Origin of the sequence: Streptomyces sp. BoleA5 (assembly GCF_000373665.1) — a bacterium.
Classification (GTDB): Bacteria; Actinomycetota; Actinomycetes; order Streptomycetales; family Streptomycetaceae; genus Actinacidiphila.
In genome coordinates, this window is record NZ_KB892135.1 from 193,974 (window position 1) to 211,244 (window position 17,271).

17 protein-coding genes are annotated in these 17,271 nt (G+C 74.0%); 11 read left to right on the top strand and 6 right to left on the bottom strand.

Annotated elements, in window-relative coordinates; translation table 11 throughout:
• Nucleotides 1-122 precede the first annotated feature (122 nt).
• From B085_RS0134590 to B085_RS50260, 3 genes are read left to right on the top strand one after another with little or no spacing between them, the layout of a single operon-like run.
• Nucleotides 123-1,031, top strand: a complete 909-nt coding sequence (locus B085_RS0134590; RefSeq protein WP_018563186.1) for a GNAT family N-acetyltransferase — start codon at nucleotides 123-125, stop codon at nucleotides 1,029-1,031.
• 29 nt (nucleotides 1,032-1,060) lie between these two features.
• The gene (treZ, locus tag B085_RS0134595) at nucleotides 1,061-2,818 is read left to right on the top strand and encodes a malto-oligosyltrehalose trehalohydrolase (protein WP_026251747.1); all 1,758 of its coding nucleotides are present in this window, start codon (nucleotides 1,061-1,063) and stop codon (nucleotides 2,816-2,818) included.
• A gap of 13 nt (nucleotides 2,819-2,831) precedes the next feature.
• The gene (locus B085_RS50260) at nucleotides 2,832-2,969 is read left to right on the top strand and encodes a hypothetical protein (protein ID WP_018563188.1); all 138 of its coding nucleotides are present in this window, start codon (nucleotides 2,832-2,834) and stop codon (nucleotides 2,967-2,969) included.
• 15 nt (nucleotides 2,970-2,984) lie between these two features.
• Here B085_RS50260 and B085_RS0134605 read toward each other — a convergent pair whose 3' ends face one another.
• From B085_RS0134605 to zapE, 3 genes are all read right to left on the bottom strand, one after another.
• Complete coding sequence (locus tag B085_RS0134605; protein ID WP_018563189.1) at nucleotides 2,985-3,863, bottom strand: PPK2 family polyphosphate kinase; 879 nt, start codon at nucleotides 3,861-3,863, stop codon at nucleotides 2,985-2,987.
• A gap of 65 nt (nucleotides 3,864-3,928) precedes the next feature.
• Complete coding sequence (locus tag B085_RS0134610) at nucleotides 3,929-5,308, bottom strand: alkaline phosphatase PhoX (RefSeq protein ID WP_018563190.1); 1,380 nt, start codon at nucleotides 5,306-5,308, stop codon at nucleotides 3,929-3,931.
• Between the two features lie 143 nt (nucleotides 5,309-5,451).
• Nucleotides 5,452-6,558: a cell division protein ZapE gene (gene zapE, locus B085_RS0134615; RefSeq protein WP_234018723.1), complete on the bottom strand. Its 1,107-nt coding sequence runs from the start codon at nucleotides 6,556-6,558 to the stop codon at nucleotides 5,452-5,454.
• Between the two features lie 86 nt (nucleotides 6,559-6,644).
• Between zapE and B085_RS0134620 the strand changes: the two genes are divergently transcribed.
• From B085_RS0134620 to B085_RS0134645, 6 genes are all read left to right on the top strand, one after another.
• Nucleotides 6,645-7,433, top strand: coding sequence for a pyrimidine reductase family protein (locus B085_RS0134620; RefSeq protein WP_018563192.1), 789 nt, complete (start codon nucleotides 6,645-6,647; stop codon nucleotides 7,431-7,433).
• Nucleotides 7,434-7,621: 188 nt separating this feature from the next.
• Nucleotides 7,622-8,095 (top strand): hypothetical protein, encoded by a 474-nt coding sequence (locus tag B085_RS0134625; RefSeq protein ID WP_018563193.1) that lies wholly within the window; start codon nucleotides 7,622-7,624, stop codon nucleotides 8,093-8,095.
• A 79-nt stretch (nucleotides 8,096-8,174) separates the two neighbouring features.
• A complete protein-coding gene (gene murC, locus B085_RS0134630) occupies nucleotides 8,175-9,566 on the top strand; it encodes a UDP-N-acetylmuramate--L-alanine ligase (RefSeq protein ID WP_026251749.1) in 1,392 nt (463 codons plus the stop codon).
• Between the two features lie 14 nt (nucleotides 9,567-9,580).
• Nucleotides 9,581-9,988 carry a peptide-methionine (R)-S-oxide reductase MsrB gene (gene msrB / locus B085_RS0134635; protein ID WP_018563195.1) on the top strand — a complete coding sequence of 136 codons (408 nt, stop codon included), beginning with the start codon at nucleotides 9,581-9,583 and terminating at the stop codon, nucleotides 9,986-9,988.
• Nucleotides 9,989-10,086: 98 nt separating this feature from the next.
• Nucleotides 10,087-12,159 (top strand): spermidine synthase, encoded by a 2,073-nt coding sequence (locus tag B085_RS0134640; RefSeq protein WP_018563196.1) that lies wholly within the window; start codon nucleotides 10,087-10,089, stop codon nucleotides 12,157-12,159.
• A gap of 4 nt (nucleotides 12,160-12,163) precedes the next feature.
• Nucleotides 12,164-12,787 (top strand): LysE family translocator, encoded by a 624-nt coding sequence (locus B085_RS0134645; protein ID WP_018563197.1) that lies wholly within the window; start codon nucleotides 12,164-12,166, stop codon nucleotides 12,785-12,787.
• Between the two features lie 25 nt (nucleotides 12,788-12,812).
• Here the strand turns inward: B085_RS0134645 and B085_RS48335 are convergent, their stop codons facing one another.
• The 3 genes from B085_RS48335 to B085_RS0134660 are packed head-to-tail and all read right to left on the bottom strand — an operon-like array spanning nucleotide 12,813 to nucleotide 14,978.
• Nucleotides 12,813-13,484, bottom strand: coding sequence for a hypothetical protein (locus B085_RS48335; RefSeq protein ID WP_018563198.1), 672 nt, complete (start codon nucleotides 13,482-13,484; stop codon nucleotides 12,813-12,815).
• The gene (locus B085_RS48340; protein WP_018563199.1) at nucleotides 13,481-14,302 is read right to left on the bottom strand and encodes an ABC transporter ATP-binding protein; all 822 of its coding nucleotides are present in this window, start codon (nucleotides 14,300-14,302) and stop codon (nucleotides 13,481-13,483) included. The genes B085_RS48335 and B085_RS48340 overlap by 4 nt, the downstream gene beginning before the upstream one ends.
• 1 nt (nucleotide 14,303) lies before the next feature.
• Nucleotides 14,304-14,978, bottom strand: coding sequence for an AIM24 family protein (locus tag B085_RS0134660; protein WP_018563200.1), 675 nt, complete (start codon nucleotides 14,976-14,978; stop codon nucleotides 14,304-14,306).
• On the opposite strand from B085_RS0134660, the gene B085_RS0134665 reads away from it, so the two are divergent.
• Both B085_RS0134665 and B085_RS44775 read left to right on the top strand, forming a co-directional pair.
• Nucleotides 14,920-15,726 (top strand): aminoacyl-tRNA hydrolase, encoded by an 807-nt coding sequence (locus tag B085_RS0134665; RefSeq protein ID WP_018563201.1) that lies wholly within the window; start codon nucleotides 14,920-14,922, stop codon nucleotides 15,724-15,726. The two genes, B085_RS0134660 and B085_RS0134665, sit on opposite strands and share 59 nt — an antisense overlap.
• Before the next feature lie 93 nt (nucleotides 15,727-15,819).
• A complete protein-coding gene (locus tag B085_RS44775; RefSeq protein WP_018563202.1) occupies nucleotides 15,820-17,178 on the top strand; it encodes a DUF692 domain-containing protein in 1,359 nt (452 codons plus the stop codon).
• The last annotated feature ends 93 nt before the right edge of the window (nucleotides 17,179-17,271 follow it).

Here is a 17,271-nt window from a genome sequence, read left to right on the forward strand (position 1 = left end):
TGACCGAGGAAGGAGGCGGAAGCCATGCACCTGTTCAACGTTCCGCGCTCCCGCCCCGTCGTCCGCAGGGCGTACCCCGTCTGACCGGGAGCGCACCGCTCTCCCGTGAGGACTTCACCTTCATGACCGATCTGGTCTTCCGCCCGCTCGCCGCGGGCGAATCCCACCTGTTCAACTCCCTGGTCCCCGAGGACGACGGCCTGGTCGGCCGCTCCCTGATGGGCCACACCTATGCCATGACCGACGAGGGCGGCGAGTACCGCCCCGACTGGACGTGGGTGGCCCTGCGCGACGGCACCGTCGTCGCCCGCGCCGCGTGGTGGGCCGCTCCCACCGACGACAAGCCGATCGCGCTGGACTGGTTCGACTTCACCGACGCCGACGCGGCCGTACGGCTGCTGCGCACGGCACCGCTGAAGGCCGAGTACGAACTGCTGCTGCCGCCCGGCTGGCGGGACCGGCGCGAGGTGCGCGAGGCCGCCCAGACCCGCATCGACGCGGCGATCGTCTCCGGCATGGAGCTGGTCGTCGAGCGCTACCGCTACACCTGGACCCCCGAGTGCGGGCTGCCGGAGCGCACCGGACGACTGGAGTACCGGCCGGAGCCGGACGACGCCGTGGTCCTGGACGTGCTGGGGCGCATCGGGGTCGGCAGCCTCGACGCCCACACCCGCCGCATGGTGCGGCTGCACGGCCCGGACGCGGCCGCCCGCGAGGAACTGGAGTTCCTCAACTGGCTCCAGTCGCCCCGCGAGTGGTGGCGCCTGGCGTACACCCCCGAGGGCGAGCTCGCCGGCATCCATGTGCCGGGGCGGAATCCGGGCGGATTCTGCGTGGGCTTCATCGGCGTGCTGCCCGGGCAGCGCGGCCACGGCTACGCCTACGATCTGCTGGTCGAGTGCACGCACGACCTGGTCGGTCACGGCGCGGAGAAGATCGCCGCCGCCACCGACCAGACCAACGCCCCCATGGCGGCGCACTTCGCCAAGGCGGGTTATCCGGTCTCCCAGGAGCGCGTCAACCTGGTGTGACCCCCCGGACGGCGGGCAGCATGGTGCCCATGCGCTTCGACGTGTGGGCACCGGACGCCGGTGAGGTGGAGGTACGGGTCGACGGCCGGGCTCACGACATGGAGCGCGACCCCGAACGGCGCGGCTGGTGGCGCGCGGACGTGGCCGCCGGCCACGGTTCGCGGTACGCCTTCGCGCTGGACGAGGGCCCGCCGCGGCCCGACCCCCGCTCCCGCCGGCAGCCGGACGGGCCGGAGGGAGCGAGCGCGGTCGTCGACCACGAGCGGTTCGCCTGGAACCACGAGTGGGCGGGCCGCCCGCTGCCGGGCGCGGTCCTGTACGAGCTGCACGTCGGCACCTTCACCACCGCCGGCACCTTCGACGCGGCGATCGAACACCTGCCGTACCTGGCCGAATTGGGGATCACGCACATCGAGCTGATGCCGCTCTGCCCGTTCCCCGGGACGCACGGCTGGGGGTACGAGGGGGTGTCGCTGTGGGCGGTGCACGAGCCCTACGGCGGCCCCGACGGGCTGAAGCGCTTCGTGGACGCCGCGCACGGCCACGGGCTCGGGGTGGTGCTGGACGTCGTCCACAACCACCTCGGGCCCTCGGGCAACCACCTGCCGGCCTTCGGCCCGTACTTCACCGACCGCCACCACACCCCGTGGGGCGACGCCGTGAACCTCGACGCCCCCGGCTCCGACGAGGTGCGCGACTTCCTGGTCGGCAGCGCGCTGGCGTGGCTGCGCGACTACCGCCTCGACGGGCTGCGGCTGGACGCCGTCCACGCCCTCGTCGACACCCGCGCGGTGCACCTGCTCGAAGAGCTGTCCGGCGCGGTCGACGCGCTGGCGGCCGCGGTCGGCCGCCCGCTCTTCCTGATCGCCGAGTCCGACCGCAACGACCCGCGCACCACCGACCCGCGCGAGGCCGGCGGCATGGGCGTGCACGCCCAGTGGAACGACGACTTCCACCACGCCCTGCACGCCGCCGTCACCGGGGAGGCCCAGGCCTACTACGCGGACTTCGCCGTCTCCCCGGTGGCCGCCGTGGCCAAGGCGCTGCGCCGGGTCTTCTTCCACGACGGCACCCTTTCGAATTTCCGTGGCCGAGCCCACGGCCGTCCCGTCGACCTGACGACCACCCCGGGCCACCGCTTCCTCGCCTACACCCAGACCCACGACCAGATCGGCAACCGCGCCACGGGCGACCGCCTGGGCGCGAGCGTCCCCCCGGGGCTGCTCGCCGCCGCCGCCGCGCTGGTGCTCACCTCCCCGTACACGCCGATGCTCTTCATGGGCGAGGAGTGGGGTGCCCGCACGCCCTGGCAGTTCTTCACCGACCACGACGACCCCGAGCTCGCCGCCGCCATCACCCGGGGCCGCCGCCGCGAGTTCGCCGAGCACGGCTGGAAGGCCGAGGACATCCCCGACCCGCAGGACCCGGCGACCCGGCTGCGCTCCTGCCTGGACTGGTCCGAGCGGGCCCGGGAGCCGCACGCCGAGCTGCTCGCCTGGTACCGGCGGCTGATCGCGCTGCGCCACGCCGAGCCCGAGCTGACCGACCCGGCCCTGGACGCCGTCCACGTCAGCGTGGGCGGGCACACCCTGCGGCTGGACCGCGGACGCTTCCGGATCGCGGTCAACTTCTCGCCCGAGGAGGCGCTGGTGCCCCTGCACCACCCGGGCCGCACCGACCCGGCGGGCTACGTGCCGGTCGCCGCCTGGCGCCCCTGCCCGCCGCCCACCGACACCGGCTGCCTCCACCTGCCCGGCCACTCGGTCGCGGTGCTCCGTGAGCGCTGATTACCCTGAACGGGTGACCACCGACGACGAGCCCCGCGCGATCTGCGTCCACTGCGGCGACCCGACCGAGCACCCCGACTCCCAGCCGGGTGCGACCCTCTGCCCGGTCTGCACCTGGCACGAGGCCCAGCGCACGGCCTGCAGCGGCTGAGCCGCACCGCTGCGGTCAGTCCTCCAGCAGCTGCTTGCGGGCGGCCTCGACGTCGAAGGAGGCCGGCGGGCACACCGGGTCGATCAGGTCGAGGTGCTCCATCAGCAGCCGCCCGACGGCCCAGTTCCGGTACCACTTGCGGTCCGCGGGGACGACGTACCAGGGCGCGGCCTCCGTGGAGCAGCGGCCGAGGACGTCCCCGTAGGCCTGCTGGTAGGCGGCCCACCTCGCCCGGTCCTCAAGATCGGCGGGGCCGAACTTCCAGTGCTTGCAGGGATTGTCCAGCCGGGCCAGCAGGCGGGTGCGCTGCTCGTCGCGGCTGATGTGCAGGAAGACCTTGACGACGCTGACGCCGTCGTCGGCGAGCGAGGCCTCGAAGGAGTTGATGGTCTCGCAGCGCTCCTCCCACACCGAGAGCGGGGCACGGCCCCGGACCCGGGGGACGAGCACGTCCTCGTAGTGCGAGCGGTCGAAGACGCCTATCCGCCCGGGACCGGGCATGGCCCGCTCGACCCGCCAGAGGAAGTGGTGCGCCTTCTCCTCCGCCGTGGGGGCCTTGAAGGCGGTGATGCGGCATCCCGCGGGGTCGAGCAGGCTGGCCAGGTGCCGCACCGAGCCGCCCTTGCCCGAGGTGTCCATGCCCTGGAGGACGACGAGCACGGAACGCGGATCGCCGGCCGTGCTCTGCGCGAAGAGCCGCTCCTGCAGCGCCGTGATCCGGTCCCTGGCGTACGGAACGCTCTCCAGCGCCTCGGTCTTGCCCGCCGGGCCGCCCGGCGTGCCGCGCGGGTCGTGCGACCGCAGCCGCACGGGGCCGCCGCCCGACGGCACGCGCAGCTTCGCGCGCAGCCCTGCCGTGCTGCCGGATCCGGGCTTCGGGCTGTTCCTCGTCACCGCGCCTCCCTCCGGGACGACGGCCCGCGCGGGCGCCTGGGTGGTTGGTCCGATGGTGCGACGGATCAGCCGTGGCCGCCAGCGCGGCCCCAGGGGCCCGTGACGGCGAAGGTGGTCCCGGGGTTGTAGCAGTTCACGTACATGGTCCGGCCGTCCGGCGCGAAGGTGACGCCGGCGAACTCGCCCCATTCGGGGGCGTCGGCGGTACCGATGTTCTGGCGGCCGCGCGCCATCGCGTACACCTCGCCGCGCCGGGAGACGCCGTAGACGTGCTGGGCGCCCTCGCCGTCCTCGCAGACCATCAGGCCGCCCTGCGGGGCGAGGGCGATGTTGTCCGGGGACTCACCCGGCAGCTGTACGTCGGTCGCGGGCCCGAAGACCACGACGAGGGTCAGCCGCCGCCTGGCCGGGTCGTAGCGCCAGACCTGGCCGAAGTGGGTGGCCGCCGAGCCCTCGGCGGCACGCGCGAAGCTGGAGACGAAGTAGACGCTGGTGCCGCCCCAGTAGCAGCCCTCCAGCTTCTGGGCGTGCGTGATCCCGCGGGGACCGAAGTCCTGCTGCCGCAGCGGGGTCTGCTTCGCCAGGGGATCGGGCACGCGCGCCCATTCGATCCCGTCGAAGGACGCACCGGTCTCCTGCACCGCCGACAGGTCGGGCACCCCCGGCACGCGCATGGCCTCCAGGGTGCCGCCGGCCCGCAGGGAGCCGCGGCCGCCCAGGGGCTTGCGCGGGTGGAAGCGGTAGAACATGCCGAAGGGCGCCTGGAAGGCGTCCTCCGTCTCGTACACGGTGCCGTCGCGGGGGTCGACGGCGACGGCCTCGTGCTGGAAGCGGCCCATGGCCGTCAGCGGCTCGGCCCCCGTGCTCCGGGGGTCGTGGGGGTCCACCTCGAAGATGAAGCCGTGGTCCTTGGCGTAGCCGCCGGTACCGGCCTTGTCCTCGTTCTCCTCGCAGGTCAGCCACGTACGCCACGGGGTCGGTCCGCCCGAGCAGTTCACGGCGGTGCCGGCGATGGCCACCCGTTCCGAGGTGACCGCGCCGCCCCGGTCGAGCGCGAGGACGGTGCAGCCGCCCTTGGCCGCGGGGTCGTAGACCAGCCCGTCGGCCAGGGGGACGGGCGCGGTGGCGGTGGCGCGGTTCTCGTGGTTGCGGACGAGGCGCACCCCGTCGCCGCGGCGGGCGGGGAACGCGGCCATGCCGTCGAAGTTCCCGGGCACCGCTCCCTCGCCGGAACTCAGTGCGTCGCCCTGGCGGGACAGCACGCGGTAGCGGAATCCGCGGGGAAGGTCGAGGAGGCCGTCGGGATCGGGCACGAGGGGGCCGTACCCGCCCGCTCCCGCGGCGAACGCCGTACCGGCGAACACCTCCGAGACGCTTCCGGAGAAGGCGATTCCGGCGCCCAACGCGCCGGTCCTCGCGATGATCTGACGTCTGGTCACGGACATGGGTCTCTCTCCCTGCTGGCGGACAGGCGATTGACCCGAGTGTGTCTAGCACGGCTCCGGACGCGGGGGAACACGGCATCCCGCCGCCGGCCGCCCGGTCAGGGCGCTCCGCGGCCCCCCCAAGGCGCGGCCGGGGCCGCGGTTCAGGAGTCGTCCCGGGCGGCGAGCCGCCCGGCGTCGCGGGCGAGGGCGGTGAGGCGGGAGATGGCCCGGAAGTACTTCTTGCGGTAGCCGCCGGCGAGCATCTCCTCGCTGAAGATGCGGTCGAAGGGCTCGCCGGAGGTCATGACGGGAACCTCGCGGTCGTAGAGCCGGTCGGCCAGGACGACCAGGCGCAGTGCGGTGGCCTGGTCCTCCACCGGGCGGACGCCGCGCAGGAAGACCGCCTCGACGCCGTCGCACAACGCGCCGTAGCGGCTGGGGTGGACCCGGGCGAGGTGGGCGAGGAGGTCGGCGAAGTCGTCCAGGGAGGCGCCGGGGGTGCGGCCCGCCGCGGCGGTGACCTCCTCGTCGGCGTACGGCGCCGGGGCCTCGGGCAGGCCGCGGTGGCGGTAGTCCTCGCCGTCGATGCGCAGCGACCGGAAGCGGGCGGACAGGCCCTGGATCTCGCGCATGAAGTCGGCGGCGGCGAACCGGCCCTCGCCGAGCCTGCCGGGCAGGGTGTTGGAGGTCGCGGCCAGTCTCACGCCGGCGCCGGCCAGTCTGCCGAGCAGGGTCGAGACGAGCACGGTGTCGCCGGGGTCGTCGAGTTCGAACTCGTCGATGCAGACCAGCCGGTGCCCGCTGAGCGCCTGCACGGCCTGCTGGAAGCCGAGGGCGCCGACGAGGTTGGTGAGCTCCACGAAGGTGCCGAAGGCCTTCTGCTCGGGCGGCGCGGGCGTGGCGTGCCAGAGCGAGGCGAGCAGATGGGTCTTGCCCACGCCGTAGCCGCCGTCGAGGTAGACCCCGCCGGGTCCGGCCGGGGCCGCCGGTGCGGCCTGGCGCCGGAACCAGCGCCTGCGTCCGGCGTCCTCGGGGGCGCCCAGCCCCTGCGCGAAGGCCCGCAGCGCGCCGACGGCCTCGGACTGGCTCGGCTGCCCGGGGTCCGGGAGGTAGTTGTCGAACCGTACGGAGTCGAAGCGCGGCGGCGGCACCATCTCCGCCACCAGCCGGTCCGCGGGGACGTGCGGCTCGCGTCCGCTCAGCGACACGGGCGGCGTCCCGCCGGGTATCGGGCTGGATTCTTGCGCGGCGGCGAAGGACGAGGACACAGCACTCCAGCCTAGTGCCTCGCCGGCGGTCCCCTCGCCGCCGTGTGGCCGGCCCCACTCCCGGAGGGCCGTGGAAGACTGCAGCCATGCGCCGCCTCTTCCCCGCCCCCGCACCCGCCGAGACCCCGAACGGCCCCCAGGCCCTGGACACCCCGGAGGCCCTGGACACCGCGGAGGCGCTGGCCGACGCGTACGCGTACCCGGCCGGCGGCGGGCCCTGGCTAAGGGCGAACATGGTCTCGTCGCTGGACGGCGCGGCACGGCACGACGGGCGCTCCCAGCCGCTGTCCTCGGACGCCGACATGCGGGTCTTCGGGGTGCTGCGGGCCCTGGCCGACGTGGTGGTCGTCGGCGCGGAGACGGTACGCCAGGAGGGTTACCGCCCGGCCCGCGCCCGGGAGGCCTTCGCCGGCCGCAGGGCCGCGGCGGGGCAGGGCCCGGCCGCCGCGATCGCCGTGGTGAGCGCCCGGCTCGACCTTGACTTCTCGCTGCCCCTGTTCACCGAGCCGCTGGTGCCGACGCTCCTGCTGACCGGCGAGGACGCCCCGGCCGACCGGGTCGCGGCGGCCGAGAAGGCGGGGGCGCGGGTCGTCAGGGCCGGCTCGGGCTCGGGCGTGGAGCCGGCGCGCGTGGTGCGCGAGCTCGCCGCGCTCGGGCTGCGCCGGATGCTGACCGAGGGCGGCCCGCGGCTGCTCGCCCAGTTCGCCGCGGCCGGGGTGGTCGACGAGCTGTGCCTGACGATCGCGCCGCTGCTGACCGCCGGGGACGCCATGCGCATCATGAACGGCCCCGGCATCACCGACCCCGTCCGTTACACCCCGCTGTCGATCCTGGAGGAGGACGGCTTCCTGTTCACCCGCTACGTACGTGGCTGACCGCCCCCGGCGCGACCGGGAGCGGCCGCCCGGCGCTCCCGGCCTCACCCGGATGGCGCCGATTGCCCGCCCGCGCACGTCCGCGTGTCGCGGTGGGGGAAAAGATGACCCCGCGTGCCCCGCGCCCCGACGGGGCAGGATGGTTTCCGTGGCAGGCCCGACGGCCCGCGAGAGAGAAGGACGCGTCCGTGTTCACGACCGTACTCATGATCGAGCAGCCGCTCGTCCCCGCCGACGTGGAACTGGTCACCACGCTCCACGGTGACGAGCCCGTCTCCTTCGTCGTCCTCATGCAGCCCCGCGGCGACCAGGACCGGCTGCTGCGGGCCATCGACGACGTCGCCCTGGGTGAACTGGACAAGGCCGTCCACGAGCGCGACCGCCCGGAGGGCGACCAGGCGCTCCTGCCGGCCGAGCGCGCGCTGAACCACAGCCTGACGGCACTGCGCGACGCGGGCTGCGAGGCGGTGGGCGAGGTGGTCGAGCGCCATCCGATCGAGCTGCTGAGGTCGGTGGTCGAGCAGACCCACGCCGACGAAGTGATCGTGCTGACCGCCCCGCACCTGGTGGAGGAGTTCTTCCACCGCGACTGGACGTCCCGGGCCCGGCACAAGGTCGGCGTGCCGGTGCTGAAGCTGTTCGCGCACAACGCGGAGGACTGAGCGGACACCGTGCCCGCGACTGGTGGAAGAATCGGGCACGGCCGACGACCGACCCAGTGAGTTCCAGGGAGCACCGCGCATGAGCCCCACCCTTCCCCCCGGCATGGACCGACCTCATTTCATCGGGATCGGCGGGGCCGGGATGTCGGGCATCGCGAAGATCCTGACCCAGCGCGGCGCCGCCGTCGCGGGCAGCGACGCGAAGGACTCCGGCACGACGGACGCGCTGCGCGAGCTGGGCACGACCGTCCACATCGGCCACTCGGCCGCGCACCTCGCGCAGGACGCGAGCTGTGTGGTCGTCTCCAGCGCCATCCGCGAGGACAACCCGGAGCTGAAGGCGGCCCGCGAGCGCGGCATCCCGGTGGTGCACCGCTCCGACGCGCTGGCGGCGCTGATGGGGGGCTCGCGCCCGATCGCGGTGGCCGGCACGCACGGCAAGACGACCACCACCTCCATGCTGGCGGTGAGCCTGTCCGCGCTGGGCCTGGACCCGTCCTACGCCATCGGCGGCGACCTGGACGCCCCCGGCTCCAACGCCCACCACGGCACCGGCGAGATCTTCGTGGCGGAGGCGGACGAGAGCGACCGCAGCTTCCAGAAGTACGAGCCCGAGGTCGCGATCGTGCTCAACGTGGAGCTCGACCACCACGCGAACTACGCGTCGATGGACGAGATCCACGAGTCGTTCGAGATCTTCGTCGGCAAGATCGTCCCCGGTGGCACCCTGGTCGTCGGCGAGCACTCCGGCGCGCGGGAGCTGGCCGCCCGGGTGGCGGGCCGCGAGGGGCTGAAGATCGTGCGCGTCGGCGAGGACGAGGAGGCCGACGTGCGCATCCTGCGGGTCACCCCGCACGGGATGGCCGGCGAGGTCACCGTCCGCCTGGACGGCGAGGAGCGCACCTTCACCGTCTCCGTGCCCGGCCGGCACTACGCCCACAACGCGGTCGCCGCCCTCGCCGCGGGCGTCGCGCTGGGCGTCCCGGCGGACGGCCTGGCCAAGGCGCTGGGCACCTACACCGGGGTGAAGCGCCGGCTGCAGCTGAAGGGCACCGCGGCGGGCGTCCAGGTCATCGACTCCTACGCGCACCACCCGACCGAGATGACCGCGGACCTGCAGGCCCTGCGCGAGGCGGCGGAGGACCGGCGCATCGTCGTGGTCTTCCAGCCGCACCTGTTCAGCCGCACCCAGGAGCTGGGCCGCGAGATGGGCCGGGCCCTCGCGCTCGCCGACGCCTCCGTGGTGCTGGACATCTACCCGGCCCGCGAGGATCCGATCCCCGGCATCACGAGCGGCCTGATCATCGACGCGGCCGCCGCCGCCGGCGCCGAGGTCACCGCCGAGCACGACAAGGAAGCGGTACCCGAGGTCGTCGCCGGAATGGCCAGGCCCGGTGACCTTGTTCTCACCATGGGCGCGGGAGACGTGACCGATCTCGGTCCGCGCATCCTCGCGCGCCTGGAGAACTGAGGAGAGGGAGGACCATGGCGTACGAAGTCGACAAGTCCGAGGAGCAGTGGCGTCAGGAGCTGACGCCGCAGGAGTACGCGGTCCTGCGCCAGGCCGGCACGGAGCGTCCCTTCACGGGTGAGTACACCGACACCAAGACCCGGGGCGTCTACTCGTGCCGCGCCTGCGGCGCCGAACTGTTCACCTCGGACACGAAGTTCGAGTCGCACTGCGGCTGGCCGTCCTTCTACGACCCGAAGGACAGCAAGGCCGTCGAGCTGATCGAGGACCGCTCGATGGGCATGACCCGTACCGAGGTCCGCTGCACCCGCTGCGGCTCGCACCTGGGCCACGTCTTCGAGGGCGAGGGCTACGACACCCCGACGGACCAGCGCTACTGCATCAACTCGATCTCGCTGCGACTGGCCCCCGTGGGGGACTGATCACGAAATCCGACGGCTAGGCCCCCCGCGTGGGGCTCGCGCGCCACGCGGGGCGCGTCCGTCGATTCCCCGCCCACCGGGTGGCAACGTGGCGCGTCATGGAACACCACGTACGGGCCAGGTTGCTGCTGGCCAGCGCCACCATGCTCTTCGTCGAACTGGCGCTGATCCGGTGGGCGGGCGCGAACGTCGTCCATCTGAGCTACTTCTCCAACTTCATCCTGCTCGGTTCGTTCCTGGGCATCGGGCTGGGCTTCCTCATCGGGGCGGAACGCGGCCAGTGGCTCAAGCGGTGGGCGCCGCTGCCGCTGGCGGTGCTGGTGGTGCTGGTGCGGGAGTTCCCGGTCCAGGTGCGGCAGAGCAGCGGCGACATCATCTACTTCACGGCGGTCAAGACCACCGGGCTGCCGCAGTGGGTGACGCTGCCGGTGCTCTTCCTGCTGGTGGCGGTCGCCATGATGGCGATCGGCAAGATCACCGCCGATCTGTTCCGGCAGCTTCCGTCGCTGGAGGCGTACCGCTGGGACCTGCTCGGCTCGCTGACCGGTTCGGTGGCCTTCGCGGGGCTGTCCTGGCTGCGCGCGCCCTCGCTGGTGTGGGGGCTGATCGCCGCGGCGGCGCTGTTCGTGCTCGGCGGCCGGCGGAACACGCTGCGGTACGCGCTGCCGCTGGCCGCGATGGTGCTGACGCTGCTCTTCGAGTCGCTGGCGCCGGGGGTGTCGTGGTCGCCCTACTACAAGATCGAGCTGACCCGCCCCGAGCCGGGCACCAGCTCGCGGACGTACAAGATCGCCGCCAACGGCGTTCCGCACCAGAGCATCGCGCCGCTGCAGGTGCTGCAGCAGCCCGACTCGCCGTACGAGCAGGCCTACCGGGAGACCCCGGACAATCCGCACCGCAAGGTGCTGGTGATCGGAGCGGGCAACGGCAACGACGTGGCCGTCGCGCTGGCCAACGGCGCGCAGTACGTGGACGCCGTCGAGATCGACCCGCGGCTGCAGGAGATCGGGGCGCAGCTGCACCCCGCGCGGCCGTACGAGAACCCGCGGGTGCACGTCCACATCAACGACGGCCGGGCCTTCCTGGAGCGGACGAACACCAGGTACGACCTGATCGTGCTGGCCCTGCCGGACTCGCTCACGCTGGTGTCGGGGGCGAGCAACCTGCGGCTGGAGAGCTACCTCTTCACCAAGCAGGCCTTCGAGTCGGCACGTGACCACCTCGCGCCCGGCGGCGCGTTCGCCATGTACAACTACTACCGGCAGCAATGGCTGATCGACCGCTTCGCCGGAAGCCTGGACCAGGTCTTCGGGCACGCGCCGTGCATGACGGAGTACAGCAAGCGCGCCGCGGTCCTGGTGGCCGGGCTGACGCCGGCGGACCAGAGCTGCGGGACGGTCTGGCGGGCCTCCGGGGCGGTGCCGCCGCCCGCCGACGACGACCACCCCTTCCCGTACCTGCTGAACCGCACCGTGCCGGGCCTCTACCTCGGCGCGCTGGGACTGATCCTGCTCGTCACCGTGATCTCGGTGCGGCTGGCCGGGGTGCGGCTGCGCGGGACGCTGCGCTACGCCGACATGTTCCTGATGGGCGCGGCCTTCCTGCTGCTGGAGACGAAGAACGTCATCGGCTTCGCGCTGTACTTCGGCACCACGTGGCTGGTGAACGCGCTGGTCTTCATCGGGGTGCTGCTGGCGGTGCTGGCCGCCGTCGAGGTGCGGCGCCGCATGCGCCGGCTCAACCAGACGGCACTGCAGATCCTGCTCTTCGTCACGCTCGCCGTCGGCTGGCTCGTCCCGGTGCAGGCCGTGCTGTCGCTGCCCTTCGCGGCACGCCTCGCGGCCGCCGTCGCACTCGCCTTCGCGCCGATCTTCTGCGCCAACCTGATCTTCTCCGACCGCCTCGCCAGGTCACCGGACCCGACCTCCGCCTTCGGTGCCAACCTCCTGGGCGCCCTGACCGGCGGCGCCCTGGAGTACCTGGCGCTGCTCACGGGCTACCGGGCGCTGCTGATCCTGGTGGCCGTGCTGTACGCCGGGGCGTGTGTGGCGATGCGGCTGTCCGGCGGCGGTGGTCCCGGGGACGGCGCGGACGGCGCGGGAAAGGGCCGGCAGGACGTCGCGGCGCAGGGAAACCGTCTGGTGCGCGAGGGGCCCCCTGCAGCACCATGACGGGATGCTGAGCGTCCTGCCGCCCTTCCTCGGTGCCTGCACCCTCGTCGCCGCGGCCCCCGGGCCGAGCACGGTGCTGATCATCAGGCACTCCCTGCGCAGCCGCCGTGCCGGGTTCGCGACCGTCCTCGGCAACGAGACCGGTGTGCTCGTCTGGGGCCTGTGCGCCGCCTTCGGGCTGACCGCGCTCCTCGCGGCCTCGCAGCTCGCCTACGACGTCGTGCGGATGGTCGGCGCCGCCGTCCTGGTCTGGTTCGGGGTGCAGGCGCTGCGTGCCGCCCGCCGCGGCCCGGACCCCGAGCGGGCCGCGGCGGGTGAGGACGCGGCGGTGACCCCGTGGGCGGCCTACCGCGCGGGGCTCGGGATGAACCTGGCCAATCCCAAGGCGGCCGTCTTCGCGATGTCGTTCCTGCCGCAGTTCGTGCCCTCGGGCGCGCCCCGGCTCCCCGCGATGGCCGGGCTCGCGGCGCTGTGGGCGGTCTACGAGGTCGGCTACTACGGGATGTACGTCTGGTTCGTCGACCGCCTGAGGCCGGTGTTCGGCCGCGCCGCGGTGCGGCGCCGTCTGGAGGCGGTGTCCGGCGGCGTGCTGGTGGCGCTGGGCGTCCGGATGGCACTGGAGGGCTGAGCGTCCCCGTCGGCGCCCCGGCCCCTCAGCCGCGGCGGGCGCTGAGCGTCGCCGCGAGCCAGGTGGCGCCGCAGGCGGCGAGCGCCGCCGCCAGGAGCGGCACCAGCGGAAACGGGACGGCGCCGGTACGGGAACCGGTGACGAGCCCGGTGACCGCCGCGTTGGCGGGCGATCCGGCGGCCACGAGGACCAGGACCGTGGTGAGGGCCGTGACGGGCACCGCCCATCCGGGGCGGAGCAGCACCGGCGGGTTGGTGAGGGCGCCGACGGCGGTGCCGAGCAGCGCGGTCACCAGGGCGGCGAGGAGGCCGGCCGCGGCCGCCGGGACCACCGGGACGGCCTTGAGGTGGTCCGTGGTGTGCGGGTCGGCGATGGCGACGACCACGGCGGTGCTCACCGCGCCCAGCACCACCGAGCACAGCAGCGCCGCCAGGACGCCCGCCGTGTGGGCCCGCCCCGGCCCGGTGGCGGCCGCCACGCAGGCACGGGCGGCCGGCGGCTCGGCCGTCACGCTGACCCGCACCAGCCAGGCCGCGGCCGGGAGCAGCGCGGCGGCGCTCCAGCCGAGGGAGTCCAGCAGCGGCTGCGGCCCCCCGGCGAGCCCGATCCCCATGACGGCCAGGTGCAGCAGCAGCGGCGGCAGCCAGCGGAAGGACCGCAGGAGCAGTGCGGTCCGGTAGTGCAGGGTCGCGGTCATGCGGGCTCCGTGGGCGGCTGCGCGGGACGTACCGAGCGGATGTGCCAGGGCGGGGCCGCGGCGAGCAGCCGCCGCAGGACGGCGTCGGACTCGGCGGCCGGGACGGTCACCCGCAGCGTGCCGGGCGCGGCGGGCTCGTGGGAGAGGCCGGCCGGCGGCTCCCCGCCTCCACTGGCCTCGATGACGACCCGCGGCCCGGTGGTGTGCGGGGGCACCGGCACCAGCCGGGCGTCCTGGACGCGGTGGGCGGCCGTGGTGTCGGCGGCCAGCCGGCGCGGGTCGTGGTCGACGAAGACGACAGTGCCGCCGGCGGCGCTGCGGGCGCGCACGGCGTCGTCCAGGACGGCGCGCGCGTCCTCGTCGAGCCCGGTCCACGCCTCGTCCAGGACAAGGAGTTCGGGCTCGGCCACCAGCGCCTGGGCGACCGCCACCTTCTGGCAGGTGCCCTTGGACAGTTCGGCGAGCGGGGTCCGGGCGTACCCGGCGATGCCGAAGCACTCCAGCCACTGCTCGGCCCGCCGGGCGGCGGTGCGGCCGCCGAGCCCGTGCACGCGCCCGAGGTGCACGAGGTAGCCGTGCGCGTCGAAGGGCAGCGCGGGCGGGAAGCGCTCCGGGACGTACGCGGTGCGCGGGCGCCCGCTGACCCGGCCCGTGGTGGGGTGGTCGATGCCTGCGAGGATCCGCAGGACCGTGGACTTGCCGCTGCCGTTCGTCCCCTCGACGCGCAGCACCTGTCCCCGGGGCACGTCGAGGTCGACCCCTCGCAGCACCCAGGGCCCGCGCGCCCCGTACCGGCGGCCGACCGCCTCCAGCCGCACGTCAGTTGGAGGGCTGGTGGGGCGTGGACTCGCTGGGCCGGACGATCACGAAGCCCTCCCCCTGCAGCATCAGCTGCACGGCCTCGCCCGAGCCGCCGCGCAGCATCGAGCCGAAGCTCTGCGAGCGGTGCAGGGAGGTCTGCAGCTGGGCGCTCCAGCCGACGACCGCGTCGGTGTCGACGTACACCGGGGCCTGCGGGGTGACCGGGATGACGATCGGGTTGCCCTCGCACATGACGCCGAGGCGGCCGTGCCCGGTGAAGACGCTGTTGAACAGGCCGCCGCCGGCCATCCCGGCGCCCTTCACGACCTTGATCTCGTAGGAGAGGGTCGAGTCGAAGACCAGCACGTTGCGGCCGTTGACGGTGAGGCTGTCGCCCGGGTCGAGGTCGACGACGAAGCAGTTGGCGGCCTCGTGCGCGAACCAGGCCTCGCCCTGGCCGCGGACCGCCATCAGCGGCAGGCCCTCACCCGTGAAGGCGCGCTTGAGGAACTTGCCGACGCCCTGGCCCTTCACCTCGAACTGCAGGTTGCCGCGGAAGGCGATCATCGAACCCTGGCGGGCCAGGCACTCGCCGTTCACCGCGTACTTGATCGACTTGGCGTTCTGGAGGGTCATGCCGGGCTCGGTGGCCGGCTGCGCCGTGTTCTCGGTCGCGAAGAGGTCGCTGTGCACCCCGGCATCCTGGCCCGGAGGGATCGGCTCCGACAAGCTCCTGCGGGGCGGGTGGCAGACTGTCGAGGTGACAACCGATCCTCGCGACGCCGCACCCCAGTTCGTCCTGCCCCTGGTCGTCCGCATCGAGCGGGCCGCCCCGCCGGCGCGCACCGACGCGCTGGAGACGGCCGCCCGCGCCGTGCTCCTGCTGCGCTCCGACGAGCGCGCGACCGCCGCGGACGGGGAGTGGGCCGAGGCGGTACGGGGCTGGGAGGACGCCCGCATCCGCAAGGTCGTGCGGCGGGCGCGCGGCGCCGAGTGGCGGCGGGCCGAGACGCTTCCCGGCATCACGGTCACCGGCAAGTCCGCCGAGGTCCGCGTCTTCCCGCCGGTGCCGCTGGACGGCTGGCCCAAGGACCTGGCCCGGCTGCAGGTGTCCGGGACGGAGCTGGAGGACCCGGAGCCGCCCGTGGCGCCGGAGGGCGGGACGCCGGTGCTCTGGCTCAACCCGGGGGTGCAGATGTCGGCCGGCAAGGCCATGGCGCAGGCCGGGCACGGCGCCCAGCTCGCCTGGCTCGCGCTGTCCGCCGCCGAGCGCGCGCACTGGCGCGACACCGGTTTCCCGCTGGCGGTGCGCACGGCGCCGCAGGCCGGCTGGGAGGCGCTGACCGCCTCCGGGCTGCCCGTGGTGCGCGACGCCGGGTTCACCGAGATCGCCCCGGGCTCGTGCACCGTCGTGGCGGACCATCCCGCGCTGCGCCGCTGAGGCGGCAAGCTCAAATCAAGCTCTGAAACCCGCCCCCGCGGGGTTCACCGGCCCCGCGCCGGGCCAGAACCCCCGCAGGAGGAAGGGGGGCGCATGGAGCACTCGTATCTGGGCACGGGCATCGGCTGGCGGCCGGAGATCGCGGCGGCCGTCGAGGCGCTCGCGGAGGCCGGCCGCGTCGACTGGGTCGAGGCGGTCGCCGAGAACGTCTGCCCCGGCCGTCTGCCCGACTCCCTGCTGCGACTGCGCGAGCGCGGTGTCACGGTCGTCCCGCACGGAGTCTCGCTCGGCCTCGGGGGCGCCGAGCGGCCCGGGGCGGAGCGGCTGGCCGCGCTCGCGCAGCGCGCGCAGGCGCTGGGCGCGCCGCTCGTCACCGAGCACATCGCCTTCGTCCGCGGCGGCGGGGAGCTGACCGGCTCGGCGCGTCTGGAGGCGGGGCACCTGCTGCCCGTGCCGCGGACTCGCGACGCGCTGGACGTGCTGTGCGAGAACGTGCGCATCGCGCAGGACGCGCTGCCGGTGCCGCTCGCGCTGGAGAACATCGCGGCGCTGGTGGCCTGGCCCGACGAGGAGATGAGCGAGGGGGCCTTCCTCGCCGAGCTCGTCGAGCGGACCGGGGTGCGCCTGCTGATCGATGTCGCCAATCTGCACACGAACCACGTCAACCGCGGTGAGGACCCCCTCGCGGCGCTCGACGCGCTGCCGGTGCACGCGATCGCCTACGTCCACGTGGCGGGCGGTGTCGAGAAGGACGGCGTGTGGCACGACAGCCACGCGCACCCCGTCCCCGAGGCCGTCCTGGACGTGCTGGCGGCGCTGTACGAGCGCGCCCGCCCGCCCGGTGTGCTGCTGGAGCGCGACGACGACTTCCCCCCGGACGGCGAGCTGGCCGGCGAACTGGCCGCGATACGCCGCGTGGTGGACGCCGGAACGGGCGGGCGCGCGGACGCGTCGCCGGACGTGCCCGCCGGGGTCGCCGCGGCACCCGGGGCGGCCCGCCAGTGCCTCGCGCTGCGCCAGACCGCGCTGCTGTCCGCGCTCGTGGCCGGGACACCGGTGCCGGAGGGCTTCGACCGGACCCGGATCGGCGTGCAGAGCCGCGCGCTGGCCGCCAAGCGCGCGGGCGTCGTCGCCAAGGTGGCGCCCGAGCTGCCGGAGATCCTGGGGGCCGCGTACCGCCCGGCGTTCCTGCGCTACGCCGCCGTGCGGCCGTTCTCGGGCGGCTACCGCCGCGACGCCCTGGACTTCGCCGCGTACGTCCTCGACGGCCTGAGCGGCACGCACGACCCCGCGCTCACGCGGCAGTTGGCCGCGTGGTGGCGGGAGCGGTCGGGCCCGGCACCGCTCCCGGCGCGCGGGCCGCGGCTGCGCGGAAGGGTTTTTCCGGGACCGCGACAGCCCTCACACGTATTCATACGTATGCGGGACACGCTCCGTTCAAAGCTGCCATAATCTTTTTCAAGAGGCTTCTGACCTGCGACGGAAATGGCAGCGGGCCCATCGGGCACGAAAAGGCAACAACGTATCAAGGACCGGGCCCGGATT